Here is a 15,299-nt window from a genome sequence, read left to right as displayed (position 1 = left end):
TGATCGGGGCCAAGCCTTGCGTCATACGGCAATCGTCACCCTATCTCAGAGGCGGGTTCGGGGTGCGGCATCGCCGCCAATGACCGTTCCTGGCAGCAGGGATCTCGCATATGGACCACACGCCCAGTATCGAACAGGCCGCGTTCTCAGTCGAGACGAGCCGCCTCTCAGACCAGCTGGCGGCGATCAGGCTGGCGCTGAAGGCATCGCCGGTGCGCAGGCGGCTCCTGTGGGCCTCGATCGGCATTGTCGGCGTCATCGTCGCGACCTCGATCGGGCAAGTGCTGCTCAATCGCTGGAACCAGCCTTTCTATGATGCCCTGGCGCGGCGCGACCTGCCGGGCTTCCTGCATCAGCTGATGGTATTTGCCGCAATTGCCGGCAGCCTCCTGGTGCTCAATGTCGGCCAGACCTGGCTCAACCAGACGATCCGGCTGAAGTTGCGCGAGGCGCTGACGCTCGACCTGATCGATGAATGGATGCGGCCGGCGCGTGCGTTCCGGCTCACCCATGCGGGTGCGATCGGCGTCAATCCCGATCAGCGCATGCAGCAGGACGCGGGGCATCTCTCCGACCTGTCGACCGATCTCGGCGTCGGCCTGCTGCAATCCTTCATCCTGCTTGTATCCTTCATCGGCGTGCTGTGGGAGCTCTCTTCCGGCTTCGTCTTCCATGTCGGCGGCCATTCGCTGGAAATACCGGGCTACATGGTCTGGGCGGCGATCCTTTATGCCGGCATCGCCTCCTGGCTGAGCTGGCTGGTAGGCCGGCCGCTGATCCGCTTCAACAGCGATCGCTACACGCGCGAGGCCGTGCTGCGCTCCTCCGTGGTCCGCGTCAACGAGAATGTCGACGCCATCGCGCTCGCCCATGGCGAGGCGGACGCCAGGCGGCAGCTCGAGCTCGACCTCGGCGGCGTGCTCGACGCCATGCGGCGCATCTACAGCGCCCAGATCAACCTGTCCTGGGTTACCGACGCCTATGGCTGGATCACCGTGGTGGCGCCGATTCTGGTCGCCGCACCGGTCTATTTCGCGGGCGACATCAGCTTCGGCGGTTTGATGATGGCCGTCGGCGCCTTCAACCAGGTGAATTCCTCGCTGCGCTGGTTCATCAACAACATCGGCGCCATCGCCGATTGGCGGGCAACGCTGATGCGCGTTGCCGACTTTCGCATCGCGCTCGGCGAAACGGACATCCTGCATGCCAAGGAAAAGCGCATCGCGTTCGGCGAAAACGCAAATGGCACACTGACATTCGACAAGCTCGAAGTCGCCTCGCCCGACGGCTGCACCAGGCTTGCGGAGACGGAGGTCGAGATAAAGGCCGGCGAGCGCGTCATGATCACCGGCGATCCGCGCGCCGGCAAGACGCTGTTCTTCCGCGCGATCGCCGGCCTCTGGCCATGGGGCGGCGGCCGCATTGGCATGCCGGCCGGAGAGACACCGTTCTTCGTGCCGCGCACCCCCTATTTCCCGCTCGGCACGCTGCGCGACGTGCTCAACCATTCCGAAGGCACCAAGATCGACGACGACGAGATTTCCGCCGTGCTCGGTGAAGTCGGCCTCGAGCGCCTCTCGTTCCAGCTCGACCGCTCGGCGCGCTGGGAGCATGAGCTGGCCGACGATGAGCAGCGGCTACTCGCCTTCGCCCGGCTGGCGCTGAGGAAGCCGAAATGGGTGATCATCGACGAAGCGCTGGATACGTTCGACGGCGCCACGCTTCGGCGCGTGCTGGCGATGCTGCAGGCCAGACTGCCGCACGCCGCTATCCTCAATATCGGGCGCGGTCTGCACAACAACCAGTTCTTCCCGCGCGCGCTCACCATCGTCAAGGACAGCAGCGGATCGGCGCTGAAGCCGGCCCGTCTCCGCGCCGGGGCGATCGAACCCCCGCCTGTTGCCGCGCGCGCCAAGAAATAGCTTTATTTCGCCGCGATCGCCGGGAAGAATCCCGGCGTGGTGGAGCCTGCCATGCTCAAGCTGTTCAGCCTGCTTGCATGCCTTGCCTGCGCCGAGGCAGCGCCAATGCCTGCCATCGGAGGCACTGCCGTCGATGTGGAACTCGTGCTGGCCGTCGACATCTCGCAATCGATGGACGAAGAAGAGTTCGCCCTGCAGCGCGCCGGCTATGTCGAGGCGCTGCGCCATCCCGACTTCATCAGCGCCGCGCGCTCGGGCCCGAGGGGCCGCATCGCGCTCGCCTATTTCGAATGGGCGGGCGTCGTGCGCGACGACGGCGTGATCGGCTGGCAAGTGATCGACGGCGCGGACAGCGCCAACGCCTTCGCCGACACCATCGCGGGTCGTCCGTTCCGGAGCTTTCGCGGCACGTCGATTTCAGGCGCTCTCGGATTCGGCGCCGGACTTCTGGAGAAAAACAGCTACTCGGCGCCGCGCCGGGTCATCGACATATCGGGAGACGGGCCCAACAATGCCGGGCTGCCCGTCGCGATGATCCGTGATGCGGCTTTGGCCAAAGGCATCGTGGTCAACGGCCTGCCGATCCTGATCAGTCCGTCGCCGAGCGTCATTCGTCTCGACCGCTACTATGCCGATTGCGTCACCGGCGGCCCCGGTTCGTTCGTGTTGCCGATCTATGCGGCGTCGGAATTCTCGACGGCTATCCGCCGCAAGCTGATCCAGGAGGTGAGCGGGATCGGCGACGCCGGAAGCATCCGCGTCGACGCGGAGGCGCCGACCGACTGCCTGCTTGGCGAACGGCTGCGGCAGCGGTTTTCCGATCCGTATTTTCCGGAGCTGGATCGGTGAGGTCCCAATTTGCACTGTTTCGGCCAGAGCGCCGCGCTGTGCCTCAGGCCGCTCTGGCGCCGTATCTGGCGCGGAACTCGTCATAGCAATCGCGGCGCCAGCGCCGGCCGACGACATAGCCGCGCAGCAGTTCGGTCGGCGAGTAGCCGAGCGCCTTTGACGACCGATTGGCGAGATAGCCCGAAAAGGCCTGTGGCAGCCTCCCCTTCAATATGTCGGCGATGATCTGCCGCGCGATCATATAGGGCGGCACGTCGGGATAGCGGTCGGCAATATAAGGATGTTTGCCGATCAGGTTGGCGTAGGCCTCGACATAGCCGTCGCGCCGGCCGGAGATCGAATTTTCCGAATTGTATTTCTTCCAGTCGATATCATCCGACAGCAAGGCGCCGCTGCGGTTGGCAAAACGCAGCAGCAATTCGCGGTCCTGCATGCGCGTGATATCGCTGTCAAAGCCGCCGATCGCAAGCAGCGATTCGTGCCGGGCGGTGATCGCCGAGCCAGCGATGAAGATCGTCTGCGAGACCAGGGCGCGCTGCAGCCTGCTCTTGTCGAGCAAGGCCTGACGATTGATGCATTTGGTGCTGCGGCCGCCCTTGACCGAGATGAAGGAACTGATCAGCACTTCGAGCGAGGGGTTCCTGTCGAAGTGCGACAGCGTCCGGTCCAGGCGGTCCGGCAGATACACATCGTCCGAATCAAGGAAGGTCACGACCGGCGCCCGCGCGCGCTCGATGCCCGCGTTGCGCGCGGCATTGGCGCCGCGCCATTTCGCGCCGACATAGATCAGTCTGGGATCGCGAATCTCGGCCAGCGCCAAGGCCGTTCCGTCGGTCGAACCGTCGTCGACAACAATGTGCTCGAAGCGGGTAAGTGTCTGGGCAAGAACACTTTCCACCGCGCGCACGACCTGGCTTCGCCGGTTGTGCGTCGGCGTGATCACGGTGATCAGCGGAGCTGGGTCGGAGGCAGTCGGCATCTAACTTTCGTTATGGGCAGATAAACGATGACCGTAAGATACTCGCACAACCTGCCTCCATGTCCGCCCCCGGATGGATTCGGCAAACGCTACAGAAAAGAGCCGCCTATGTCACCTGAGGTGTCGCATCGGGGTCAAGTTCAGAGCGTGTTTCCTCAAAGTCATGCGGTTTGAAAGCAACACTTCGCGGCGGTTTATCCTTCAACTATGCCCGACATAGTCAGGCACGGTTTCGATTTCGTCGCTTACGAGACCGGCAGCGAGGCTGAAATGACCAAGAAATGCCAGGGTATAAAAAGCCAGGCCTACCACCAGTGAAAACGGGATCTGCCAAAGAGGCATACCCGTTTGCGGCGCGTGGCTGAGCACGCGTCGCGTCGTGCGCCACGACATGGTCCACCAGCGACTGAACGACTTGACGATCCGCTGGCTGCGACTGGGGGCATGAAGCGCGACGAACTTGCGGTCGGCGTCCCTGCCGGTCACCAACGCGCGCCAATAGAAGAACCGCCAGCCACGCGGAGAGTAGTGGTAAACGCGCGCATCGACGTTGACGATCTTGTGGCCCTCGCGCCGAAGCTGGTGCATCAGCAGCGTGCAGGACACCTTGAAGCCGTTATGTGCCGGGAAAGGGTGGTTGACGATCCAATGGCGCCGGAAGGCGACATTGTTGGCATTGATCGCCCGCTTCGAGGCGAATCTTTCATCTCCGCGGGCCATCGGGAAGAACCAGATCAAGGCGAAGGTTCTCGAGAAGAAGTCGTCATAGGACAGATAGGTATGGCCGTTCACGCAGACGGTTTGCGGCTGTTGAAACGGCTGCAGCAGATTTGAAAGCCAACCTGGCTGAGGGACCGTGTCCGAATCTAGGAAAACAACGATGTCTCCTTCGGTCAAAAGCACGCCGTTGTTCTTGAGTTCGTAATACCGACCGTCGGGGCAAGCTGTGATTGTCAGGTCGGCAACCTGCATCAATTCAGGCGCTTCAGCTTCAATGCTCGCTTGCAGCGCGCTGCCGTCCGAATCGGGCCCGCCATGCGACACGACAACTTTTGGCCTTGCAAAACCCGTAGCGGAAACAGCCGCGATTTCGCGCGCCAGTGACTTCAGCCCCAGGCCGATCTCGTTCCAGTCGATGGATTTGGCGTTCTCCATCTCCATGACGATCGAATAGATCGGGTGTTCAGCCATAGATAATCACCACCAGTTTTGCCGGTACAGTCGCTATAGCCCTGCGGGGTATGCCGTCAAACGATTCTCGGTGCCATTCTATTTGCAAGTTTGCGCTTCAATCGCATGATTCTTTCTAGATCTTCAGGAACCCGCGCTTTTTTCTGTGCGGGAAGCTCGACGGGTCGGCATATTCAGACAGGAAACGTTTTCTCCATTCGTCATTGGTCGCGTCGCGCTGGATTTCGAGACCTGATCCGAGATTCGTTCCCCAGACAGGCTCGACCCCGGCCAACTGGGCAATTTTCTCGAGGCTTCCTCTCGGGTTTTGCTGGACCTGCTCGTAAGTTAGCGCAAGAAAGGACAGCCCGTTTTTCGCGAACCACCCGTCCCAGGCCAGATTTTCCATCAGAATCTTTTCGAGCGATTCGGCGATAGCCTCGCCGTCATAGCGTGGGGATGCGCGATTGACCTCGCTAGAGCGGAATCTGCGGGTTTGGCGCGCACGCGCCCATGAGATCGCCTGACCCAGCAAATCGCTGCGCGTCAGGCGCACATAGTGAAGGTTGGGAAGACTGGCGGGGAGGTTCACCTTCTTGGCAACTTGAGCGAATTGACTCGCAAAAAGCTTGATCGCGTAGATTCCGGAAGAGGACCGTCCTTCCGTAAGCGCCCTCAGAAGCTGCCCTCTGGCATCGCGCGGATAGCCTGGCTGTTCGAGCAGCCGGCGCCCGCCAAACCACTCCAGTGGATTGCCCAGCCCGGCGGAAGCCATCAGTCCTGCAAGATGATTGCTGCCGGTACGCGGCGAAGTGCACACAAGAATCCCTGTGCTTATCTCCGACAGAATTTCCGACGGGATTTGAACCACGGCCGGCCGGCGTCGAAAGAGATCGAGCGAGATCATCGTTTCAGCAAGAACACCGCCTGCTGGCCGAAGAAGTTCCAGAACCACCAGGGCATCGACAGGCCGATCTTCTGGCCGTTGGCGTCGAGCGCGGTCGCCTTCTCGACCGTCGCGCCGAGCTCTTCGCACAGATTGACGAAGTCGCGAATGGTGCAGAAGTGGATGTTCGGCGTGTCGTACCAGGAATAGGGCAGGTCCTTGGTGACCGGCATCCTGCCCTTGATCAGCAGCGAGAAGCGCACGCGCCAATGGCCGAAATTGGGGAAGGAGACGATCGCGCGGTTGCCGATCCGAAGCAGCTCGTCGAGCACAAGTTTCGGGTTGCGGGTCGCCTGCAGCGTTTGCGATAGGACGACGAAATCAAAACCTTTGTCGGGGTAGAATTCGAGGTCCTTGTCGGCATCGCCCTGGACGACGGAAAGGCCGCGCGCCACGCATTCGTTGACGCCGCGCTGCGACAGCTCCAGGCCGCGGCCATCGACCTGCTTGGTCGCCTGCAGAACCTCCAGAAGCACGCCGTCGCCGGAGCCGACATCGAGCACGCGCGAATGCGGCGGGATGAGATCGGTGACGACTTCGAGGTCGACACGCTGGGCGCGATTGACGCTCATGGGCACACCTCCGGCCTTTGAGCATTTCCAGCCAGTCGGAATCTCGGCGCCTCAGAAATGCGGCCAGGACACAGAGATCGCGCGCCACTCATAGGCTGAGCCCCCTTGCGCGCGCCGCCGAGGCTATGAAGCCGTTGATGGCCGCGAACAATTCCGGTTCGTCGAGCAGGAAAGCGTCGTGGCCGCGGTCGGTCTCGATCTCGACGAAGGAGACGGACGCGCCGGCGGCGTTCAATGCATGCACGATCGAGCGGCTTTCCTCGGTCGGAAACAGCCAGTCGCTTGTGAACGACACGAGACAGAAGCGTGTCTTAGTGCCCGCGAAGGCATCGGCCAGCCGTCCGCCGTGGTCGGCGGCGAGGTCGAAATAGTCCATAGCGCGGGTCAGATAGAGGTAGGAGTTGGCGTCGAAACGGTCGACGAAGGTCATGCCCTGATGGCGCAGATAGCTTTCGATCTGGAAATCGGCGTCGAAGCCGAAGGTCAGCGCCTCGCGATCCTGCAGGTTGCGGCCGAACTTGCGGTGCAGCGCTGCTTCCGAGAGGTAAGTGATGTGCGCGGCCATGCGCGCCACGGCGAGCCCCTTTTCCGGCCGCCTGCCGAAATCGAGATATTTGCCGCCGTGCCAGTCCGGATCGGCCATGACAGCCTGCCGCCCGACCTCGTGGAAGGCGATGTTCTGCGAGGAATGGCGGGCGCCGGTGGCGATCGGCAACGCGGAGAAGACGCGTTCCGGGTAGCTTGCGGCCCATTGCAGCACCTGCATGCCGCCCATCGAGCCGCCGAGCACGCAGAACAGCTTCTCGATGCCGAAATGATCGACCAGCATCAGCTGCGCCCGCACCATGTCGCGGATGGTGATGATCGGCAGGTCGAGCCCATAGGGCCTGCCTGTCGCCGGATCGGTCGAGGCCGGGCCGGTGGAGCCGAGGCAGCCGCCGATGACGTTGGCGCAAATGACAAAAAAGCGGCTGGTGTCGATGATCCTGCCGGGGCCGATCAGCACCTCCCACCAGCCCGGCTTGCCGGTCACCGGGTTGGTGCTGGCGACATGCTGGTCGCCGGTCAGCGCGTGGCAGACGAGGATGGCGTTGGAGCGGGCGTCGTTGAGGGCGCCGTAGGTCTGGTAAGCGACCTGGAACGGCGACAGCACGGTGCCCGCATCGAGTTTTAGCGGCTTGTCGGGACCGAACTGCAACACCGGGCTCGACGGTTGGTCGGCCTCGTGGTTGGTCCTTGGAGCGCGCTGAGCGGCCATTGCATTCCCCATCCAGTCGCATCGATCTCGCGATACGGCGTCCGGCCGGCAACGGACAACAAAAAACCGGCCTGCCTTCGCAAAGCCGGTTACAGGTTGCAAACGGCCCTTTAGCGAATTGTTTAACGTGGCTGCAAGCCGACCGGCCAAATCACCACGGGAGATCCGGCTGTTCTTCTAGGGCCAGCGCCGCGCTTCGTCAACGGTCTGCCTACGCGCGAGCGCGCCGGCCCCTCGACATTCGGGGCCACCGCCTGTATTTCCGCTGCGGCCTCGAACCAGGGCCTCTCGACGGATTTGTGACATGAAGCAGGATCAGCCACGTCCGACGCCCCGCGCGGGCATCATGGACATCGAGGCCTATGTGCCGGGAAAAAGCACCGCGCCGGCCGGCGTGACGAAGGTCTACAAGCTGTCGTCCAATGAGAATCCGCTCGGGCCCTCGCCGAAGGCGATCGAGGCCGCCCGGGAGGTGGCTGCCAAATTGGACGTTTATCCCGACGGCTCCGCCCGCCGGCTGCGCGAGGCGATCGCCGATGTGCACGGCCTCAATCCGGCAAACATCGTCTGCTCCAATGGCTCCGACGAGATCCTGGGGCTGCTGGCGCAGACCTATCTCGCGCCGGGAGACGAGGCCGTGTTCACCGAACACGCCTTCATGGTTTACAAGATCTATATCCAAGCCGCCGGCGCCAAGCCGGTGGCGGTCAAGGAGACGGACGAGCGCGCCGACATCGACGCAATCCTCGCCGCGGTGACGCCGGCGACGCGGATCGTGTTCCTCGCCAACCCCAACAATCCGACCGGCACTTATGTGCCGTTCCAGGAGGTGCGCCGGCTGCATGCCGGACTGCCCAAGAGCGTGCTCCTGGTGCTCGACGCGGCCTATGCCGAATATGTGCGGCGCAACGACTATGAAGCCGGCATCGAGCTGGCCGGGAGCTCGGAGAACGTGGTCATGACCCGCACCTTCTCCAAGCTCGGCCTCGGCGGCGCACGCATCGGCTGGATGTACGGACCGGCGCATATCGTCGATGCCATCAACCGGGTGCGCGGGCCCTTCAACGTCAATGCAACCGCGATCGAGGCCGGCATCGCGGCCATCCGCGACCGCGCCCATGTCGAGCGCAGCGTGGCGCATAACGAGAAGTGGCTTGCCTGGGTCAGCGAGGAGCTGACCGGGCTCGGGCTGCGCGTGACGCCCAGCGTCGGCAATTTCCTGCTGATCCACTTCCCCGACAACAAAAAGCATTCGGCAGCGGCCGCGGACGACTATCTCAGCGCGCGCGGCTACATCCTGCGGCGCGTCACCGGCTACGGCTTTCCCAACGCGCTGCGCATGAGCATCGGCATCGAGGAGGCCAATCGCGGCGTCGTCGAGGCGCTCAAGACATTTCTGAAAAGCTGAAGCACCATGACAGCACCGATGTTCGGAAGAATAGCGCTGGTCGGCATCGGCCTGATCGGTTCGTCGCTGGCCCGCGTCATCCGCCGGGAAGGCCTGGCGCGCCACATCGCTGTCGCGACGCGCAGCCAATCGACGCTCAAGCGCGCCGAGGAACTGGGTCTCGGCGATTCCTACACGACCGAGGCCGAAGACGCGGTGCGCGACGCGGATCTCGTCATCGTCTCGGTTCCGGTCGGCTCGTCCGGCGAGGTCGCGGCCGAGATCGCGCCGGCGCTGAAGAAAGGCGCGATCCTCACCGATGTCGGCTCGACCAAAGCTTCGGTGATCGCGCAAATGCAGCCGCATGTGCCCGTCGGTGTGCATTTCATCCCCGGGCACCCGCTGGCGGGCACGGAAAAGTCCGGGCCGGATGCCGGCTTCGCCGATCTCTTCGACAACCGCTGGTGCATCTTCACGCCGCTGCCGGGCACGGATCCGGAGGCGCTGGAAAAGCTCTCCGAATTCTGGCGGCGCTGCGGCTCCAACATCGACACGATGGACCCGCAGCATCACGACATGACCTTGGCCATCGTCTCGCATCTGCCGCATATCATCGCCTACAACATCGTCGGCACCGCCGACGACCTGGAATCGGTGACCAAGACGGAAGTCATCAAATACTCCGCTTCCGGTTTTCGCGACTTTACCCGACTGGCCGCTTCCGACCCGACCATGTGGCGGGACGTGTGCCTGCACAACAAGGACGCGATCCTGGAAATGCTGGCGCGCTTCTCGGAGGATCTGGCCTCGTTGCAGCGAGCGATCCGCTGGGGCGACGGCGAAAAGCTGTTCGACCTGTTCACCCGCACGCGCGCCATCCGCCGCTCGATCATTGAGGCCGGCCAGGATATCGATGTGCCGGATTTCGGCCGTCAGGCCGTGGAGCACCCGGGGGCCAAGCCCTAGGCCTTCTGCTCGATCTGTCCCGATGCGGGCCAGTGCGCCGCCATCATGGCCATTGTCTCGGCTCTGTCCGGAGCGCCGAGCCGGCCGCCGAAGCGCAGGCATTTAAGCGCGGCGGCGGCGCTGGCAAAGCGCAGCGCCTGCTCGGGCGGCATGGCTTCGGCAAGGCCGACGGCGAAGGCGCCGTGGAAGACGTCGCCGGCGGCGAGCGTGTCGACCGCCTTGACCTTCGGCGCCTCGACATGCCGGACGCGACCGGTTCCCCGATCATGCCACCAGGTTCCGGCAGCGCCGCCCGTCACCGCGACGAAGGCGTCGGTGCGCGAGGCGAGATCGGCGCATGCGCTTTCCGGATCGAGCGCATGGCCGCAGACGATCCGCGCCGCCGGCTCCGAGGCGACGATGTGCGAGGCCAACGGCAAAAGCCGCTCGAGCACGTCGACCGGCGCGGTGTCGGCGTCGAGGATCGCCGGACGGCCGGCGTCCCGCGTGGCCGCCAAGGCAAGTGCAGCGGCGCCCGGCCAGCGGACGTCCACCAGCACGGCGTCGAAGGCGGAAAGTTCGGCAAGCGGCAGCGTGTCGGGATCGGCTTGCGCCCTGCTGTCATAGAAGGGCACGATGATGCGCTCGCCATGGGCGTCCACCAGGATCGCGGCCAGCGCCGAGCGCGCGCCGGCGACGCGGCGGACCAAGCTGCAATCGACGCCTTCCGCCTCGATCTCGGCGATCAGCCGGTCGCCGACCGCATCGTCTCCCGCGCTCGCCCAAAGCGACACATCGGCGCCGAGGCGATGCGCGGCGCACGCCGCACTCGTCGCCATGCCGGAGGCGATCTGGACACCGTCGCTGGCGATGAACTTGCCCTGATGCGCGGGCAGCGTCTCGAGACGCAGGATCGTGTCGAGGGTGAACGCGCCGACGCTGAGCAGTTTGATCGGTCCGGCCATCGCAGTCTCAATCGACCGGCTTGATCTTGCCGAGCGGGATGAAGCCAAGCGAAGCCTTGCCCTTCACGATCTTGAGCGGCATGGACGGTTGGTTGCCGAGCATGGCAATGCCGGCAAAACCCTGCTCGATCTCGCTCTTGTGCTCGGGAATGGCGCCGGCGAGGATCGCCGCTACGGCCTTTGGGTCCTTTAGCTTGATCGACAGATTTGCATCGATCAGGCCGTCGGCGTCGATCGAGATCGGCCCGGATACGGTTACGCGCGCCGTGCCCGATGACACGTCGAGGCTTGCGATGTCGACCGACTGGCCGCGCAGGCTTTTCGGCGGCGCCTTAATCAGCCCGACGCCGTTCTTCACTGTCGCTTCGCCGGCGCCGTCGAGTTCCGGCAGCACGCGTCCGCCGACAGCTTCCGCGTCGATCTTCAGGTCGCCAAAGCTGCCGGTATAGACGAGGTCCTGGCCGTTCGGCTGCAGCTGGCCGGCCGCCTGGCCGGCGCTGAACAGCTGCACGGGATCGGTGTCGTCGGCCGGATCGGTCTGTCCAGACAAGCCTTCCGCCTGAAGCGAAATGCGGCGCGGAAGCGGCCATGACAGCTTGACCGTGGCGTGCAGCTTGTCCCAGTCGAGCCAAAGCGGCGGCATGCCCGGCGCCACAGTCCGCAACGGTCCGCGCAGGTTCGCCACGGGCGACAGAGGCTGGGTGATGCGAGCGACGACGTTCATATCGCCGGTCGAGGCCGCTACATTCCTGGCATCGTCCTGATAGGCCAGGCTGTCGCAGGCGACCGTGAAGTCCAGTGGATAACCGCTGACCGTGAGATTGGCGCAGTCGGCCTTGATGCCCTTGCCTCCAAGCTCGGCCACGGCCCGCTCGGCCTCGGTCTTGACCTTGCCGGCGAGATAGAACCATCCGCCGCTGTAGAGCGCGAACAGCACCAAGATGAACGCCGCAAGCCAGAACAGCCGGCGGCGAGGTTTGCGCGATCGCTCGTCACTTGACGTCATGCTGCGGCTCTCGTTAACCCGCTCATGCGGCGAGCGGGTGGTTGTTCTTACGCACGACAAGCGGGGACAGAAGAAGCACCTTACCGGTGTGGTGTCGTCACTCGAATGCAATCAGGCTTGGCGATATGGGCGATTTTTGGGTTTTTGGCTACGGGTCGCTGATCTGGCGGCCCGGTTTCGCACATGTCGAGACGCGGCGCGCCCGTCTTTACGGCTTCCGCCGGTCGCTCTGCGTCTATTCCTTCGTCCATCGCGGTACGCGTGAGCGGCCGGGCCTGGTGCTCGGCCTCGACCGCGGCGGCTCCTGCGTCGGGCTCGCCTTCCGCGTGCCCGGCGATTTGCGAGACGAAGTGCTTTCCTATCTGCGCGAGCGCGAGCTGGTGACCAGCGTCTATCTCGAACGCACTCTCGATGTCCGGCTGGATGGGGCGGGACAAGGCGGAACGGTCGAAGCGGTCGCCTACATCGTCGACCGCGCGCATGAGCAATATGCCGGCGGGCTCGACGCCGACCATGCGGCAAAAGTCGTGCGCGGCGCCGTGGGCCAATCGGGCAGGAACGAAGACTATGTCCTGAGCACGGTGGAGCATCTGAGGGCGCTCGGCATCCGCGACCACTGGCTGGAAGAGGTGGGGCGGCAGGTCGCGCCTTCGTGAAGATCTGGCCCGATCAAAAAGCAAAACCATGCCTTTGACCTGGGCAAGGCACGACCTAGCTTAGCCGCAATCCATCCTCTGGGCACCCAGGCCCTTCCCAGCATCACGGAGATCAGTCTTGCAGAAACGCCGTCTCGGTCGCACCGACCTTTTCATCGCGCCGCTGGTCCTTGGAGGCAGCGTCTTCGGCTGGACCGCCGACGAGAAGACCTCGTTCGACCTGCTCGACCGCTTTGCCGAGGCCGGCTTCAACGCAGTCGACACGGCGGACGCCTATTCGCGCTGGGCGCCGGGCAACAAAGGCGGCGAATCCGAAACCATCATCGGCAACTGGATGAAGAGCCGCGGCAACCGGGACAGCATCGTCGTCATCACCAAGGTCGGCTCCGACATGGGACAGGGCAGGCGGGACCTCTCCGCAGCCTATATCGAAAAGGCGGTCGACCAATCGCTCAAGCGGCTGCAGACCGACGTCATCGACCTCTATCTGTCGCACTGGCCGGACCCGGCCACGCCTTACGAGGAAACGCTCGGCGCCTATCAGCGCCTGCTCGAGAAGGGCAAGATCCGCTATCCGGGCTGCTCCAATCTCGATGCGGGGCAATTGCGCGCGGCCCTGGATGTCGCCAGCCTGCGGGGCCTGCCGCGTTACGAGGTTCTGCAGCCCGAATACAATCTGTACGATCGCTCTTCGCTGGACGGCCCGCTGCTCGACCTGTGCAAGGCGGAAAGCCTCGGCGTCATCACCTATTTCGGCCTGGCCAAGGGGTTCCTCAGCGGGAAATACCGCAGCAAGGCCGACCTTGGCCGGAGCGAGCGTGGCGAAGACGTGGCCGAGTATCTCAACGAACGCGGCATGCGCATTCTCTCCGCGCTCGATGCCGCGGCCGGGCGCCATTCGGCCAAGCAGGCCGAAGTGGCGCTCGCCTGGATCATGGCGCGGCCGGGCATCACCGCGCCGATTGCCAGCGCCACGACGCCCGCACAGATGGAAAGCCTGATCCGCGCCGCATCGCTCAAGCTTTCCGCCGACGACATCGCAGCGCTCGATCGCGCCAGCGCTTAAGGCGTGTCGATATTCAGGCGGATGCCGGCCCTACCTGGATCCAACATGCGTTAGTGCAGCAGGTCCCCCGCACGATCGTCCAAGACCTTGCAGATAGCCTCGCGACAATTCCTACCCGATCGCGGCAGGAATTGAGGTTCGGCATGGTCGGAGAAGTTTTGTCCGAAGCGCAGCCCTGGCAGCAGGTGCTGGCGCTGGTCATGGCGGCGACCGTTGTCATGGGTAGCCCAGGTCCGGCGACGATCAGCGTCACCGCCGTCGGCGCCGCTTTCGGGCTGCGGCCTTCGCTGGGTTATACGTCCGGCATCGTGCTTGGAACGACGGCCGTGCTCCTGGTTGTGGCCGCCGGGATATTCGGCATGCTCGCCTCGGTGCCGGGGCTGGCGCCGTTGCTGACTGTCGCTTCGGCCCTCTACATCCTCTACCTTGCCTTCAGGATCGCGACAGCGCCGCCGCTTGCCCAAGGCGGCAATGCGGCGGCGCGTCCCACCTTCTTCGGCGGCTTCATGCTCGCCGTCGCCAACCCGAAAGCCTATGTGGCGATCGGCGCGGTCTTCGCGGGAGCTTCATCCACGGTCGACGGGCTCGGGATTTCGACCAAGCTTTTGGTGCTGGCAGCGATGATCGTCGCCATTCATGTGCTCTGGCTTCTCGCTGGGACGATTTTCGCGAGGCTGCTGCGCGATCCATTGGCGTCGCGGATCATCAATCTCGTCTTCGCGGCGACGCTGGTGCTGACGACTGCACTGGCGGGGCTGCCGTAAGGGGAGCTCAGGCCTTCGCCGCAGCGCCGAGCTCCGCCAGCCGCTTCACCGCCGTCGGCGGCATCGGCGGCGGGTTCGGCGCGCGCGAGGCCTCGACCAGCAGCTCGTCGCAGGCGGTCTCGGTCTCGCCGATCAGCCGCTGCATGAACTCCTCCTTGTCGAGCCCCGGAGGAATCGGCGGCAGGAAACGGGCCTTTATGGTGCCCGGATAACGCATGAACTTGCGGCGCGGCCAGTAGAGGCCGGCGACATGGGCGACCGGCACCACGGGAACGCCCAGCTGGGTATAGAGCTCGACGATGCCGTATTTGTAGGACGGCTCGGCGCCCGGTGGGCGACGAGTGCCTTCCGGGTAGATGATAAGCTGACGCGGGTTGCGCGCCATCTCCTGCCTTGTCGCGGCAACGACCGCTTTCAGCGCCTTGGAGCGGCTGCCGCGGTCGACCGGGATCATGCGCATCTTCATGATGTACCAGCCGAAGAAGGGGATCCAGGTCAGTTCCCGCTTCAGGATATACAAGGCGTCGTCGAGATAAGGAAAAAAGGCGATCGCGTCCCAGAACGACTGATGCTTCGGCGCCAGGATGAAGGACCCCTCAGGCAGGTTCTCGGCGCCCGTGATTTCGCTCCTGGTGCCGGCGATCTTGTCGTAAAGCCACATCGAGGTGCGCGACCAGAATTTCGGCACGAACCAGGCGCGGTGGCGGGGCGACAGGAAATAGAAGGGCGTCCAGAAGATCATCTGAACGACCAGGCTGAGATAGAAGGCTAGGTTGAACGCCAGCGAGCGGATAATGAGCATGCGGGAAAGGGC

General features: G+C 64.0%; 15 protein-coding genes and 1 riboswitch. Of the genes, 7 read left to right on the top strand and 8 right to left on the bottom strand.

Annotation, left to right across the window (positions count from 1 at the left end; translation table 11 throughout):
• Nucleotides 1–110 precede the first annotated feature (110 nt).
• Complete coding sequence (locus EOD29_RS15385; protein WP_127247128.1) at nt 111–1,922, top strand: ABC transporter ATP-binding protein/permease; 1,812 nt, start codon at nt 111–113, stop codon at nt 1,920–1,922.
• Between the two features lie 51 nt (nt 1,923–1,973).
• Complete coding sequence (locus EOD29_RS15380; RefSeq protein ID WP_127247127.1) at nt 1,974–2,771, top strand: DUF1194 domain-containing protein; 798 nt, start codon at nt 1,974–1,976, stop codon at nt 2,769–2,771.
• A gap of 43 nt (nt 2,772–2,814) precedes the next feature.
• On the opposite strand, the gene EOD29_RS15375 is transcribed toward EOD29_RS15380, so the two are convergent.
• The 5 genes from EOD29_RS15375 to EOD29_RS15355 all read right to left on the bottom strand — a co-directional run bounded on the left by EOD29_RS15375 (nt 2,815) and on the right by EOD29_RS15355 (nt 7,696).
• Nucleotides 2,815–3,750, bottom strand: coding sequence for a glycosyltransferase family A protein (locus EOD29_RS15375; protein ID WP_095779337.1), 936 nt, complete (start codon nt 3,748–3,750; stop codon nt 2,815–2,817).
• Between the two features lie 201 nt (nt 3,751–3,951).
• A complete protein-coding gene (locus EOD29_RS15370) occupies nt 3,952–4,941 on the bottom strand; it encodes a glycosyltransferase (RefSeq protein ID WP_127247126.1) in 990 nt (329 codons plus the stop codon).
• Between the two features lie 115 nt (nt 4,942–5,056).
• The gene (locus EOD29_RS15365; RefSeq protein WP_127247125.1) at nt 5,057–5,875 is read right to left on the bottom strand and encodes a Stf0 family sulfotransferase; all 819 of its coding nucleotides are present in this window, start codon (nt 5,873–5,875) and stop codon (nt 5,057–5,059) included.
• Nucleotides 5,824–6,438 carry a methionine biosynthesis protein MetW gene (gene metW, locus EOD29_RS15360; RefSeq protein WP_066990286.1) on the bottom strand — a complete coding sequence of 205 codons (615 nt, stop codon included), beginning with the start codon at nt 6,436–6,438 and terminating at the stop codon, nt 5,824–5,826. Before metW ends, EOD29_RS15365 begins: the two co-directional genes overlap by 52 nt.
• Before the next feature lie 88 nt (nt 6,439–6,526).
• Nucleotides 6,527–7,696, bottom strand: coding sequence for a homoserine O-acetyltransferase (locus EOD29_RS15355; RefSeq protein WP_095782441.1), 1,170 nt, complete (start codon nt 7,694–7,696; stop codon nt 6,527–6,529).
• A 90-nt stretch (nt 7,697–7,786) separates the two neighbouring features.
• A riboswitch (SAM riboswitch) is annotated at nt 7,787–7,864 on the bottom strand.
• A gap of 136 nt (nt 7,865–8,000) precedes the next feature.
• Here EOD29_RS15355 and hisC point away from each other — a divergent pair.
• Together hisC and EOD29_RS15345 are read left to right on the top strand one after the other, a co-directional pair.
• Entirely contained in the window at nt 8,001–9,104 is a 1,104-nt protein-coding gene (gene hisC, locus EOD29_RS15350) for a histidinol-phosphate transaminase (protein ID WP_095799890.1), read from the top strand.
• A gap of 6 nt (nt 9,105–9,110) precedes the next feature.
• Nucleotides 9,111–10,049 (top strand): prephenate/arogenate dehydrogenase family protein, encoded by a 939-nt coding sequence (locus EOD29_RS15345; RefSeq protein WP_176477584.1) that lies wholly within the window; start codon nt 9,111–9,113, stop codon nt 10,047–10,049.
• Here the strand turns inward: EOD29_RS15345 and EOD29_RS15340 are convergent.
• On the bottom strand, nt 10,046–10,993 hold the full coding sequence (locus tag EOD29_RS15340; RefSeq protein WP_127247124.1) for a sugar kinase: 948 nt from the start codon (nt 10,991–10,993) through the stop codon (nt 10,046–10,048). The two genes, EOD29_RS15345 and EOD29_RS15340, sit on opposite strands and share 4 nt — an antisense overlap.
• 7 nt (nt 10,994–11,000) lie before the next feature.
• Complete coding sequence (locus EOD29_RS15335) at nt 11,001–11,999, bottom strand: DUF2125 domain-containing protein (protein WP_127247123.1); 999 nt, start codon at nt 11,997–11,999, stop codon at nt 11,001–11,003.
• Nucleotides 12,000–12,124: 125 nt separating this feature from the next.
• On the opposite strand from EOD29_RS15335, the gene EOD29_RS15330 reads away from it, so the two are divergent.
• The 3 genes from EOD29_RS15330 (at nt 12,125) to EOD29_RS15320 (ending at nt 14,485) form a co-directional block, all read left to right on the top strand.
• A complete protein-coding gene (locus tag EOD29_RS15330) occupies nt 12,125–12,655 on the top strand; it encodes a gamma-glutamylcyclotransferase (protein ID WP_066990269.1) in 531 nt (176 codons plus the stop codon).
• A 118-nt stretch (nt 12,656–12,773) separates the two neighbouring features.
• A complete protein-coding gene (locus EOD29_RS15325) occupies nt 12,774–13,721 on the top strand; it encodes an aldo/keto reductase (protein WP_127247122.1) in 948 nt (315 codons plus the stop codon).
• Between the two features lie 143 nt (nt 13,722–13,864).
• A complete protein-coding gene (locus EOD29_RS15320; protein WP_127247121.1) occupies nt 13,865–14,485 on the top strand; it encodes a LysE family translocator in 621 nt (206 codons plus the stop codon).
• Between the two features lie 7 nt (nt 14,486–14,492).
• Here the strand turns inward: EOD29_RS15320 and EOD29_RS15315 are convergent, their stop codons facing one another.
• Entirely contained in the window at nt 14,493–15,287 is a 795-nt protein-coding gene (locus tag EOD29_RS15315; protein ID WP_095779346.1) for a 1-acyl-sn-glycerol-3-phosphate acyltransferase, read from the bottom strand.
• Between the last annotated feature and the right edge of the window lie 12 nt (nt 15,288–15,299).

The sequence above is a fragment of the Mesorhizobium sp. M1A.T.Ca.IN.004.03.1.1 genome (assembly GCF_003997555.1).
GTDB lineage: Bacteria > Pseudomonadota > Alphaproteobacteria > Rhizobiales > Rhizobiaceae > Mesorhizobium.
Note: the sequence above shows the minus strand (reverse complement) of the source record. Positions and strands in the feature narration are given on the sequence as shown.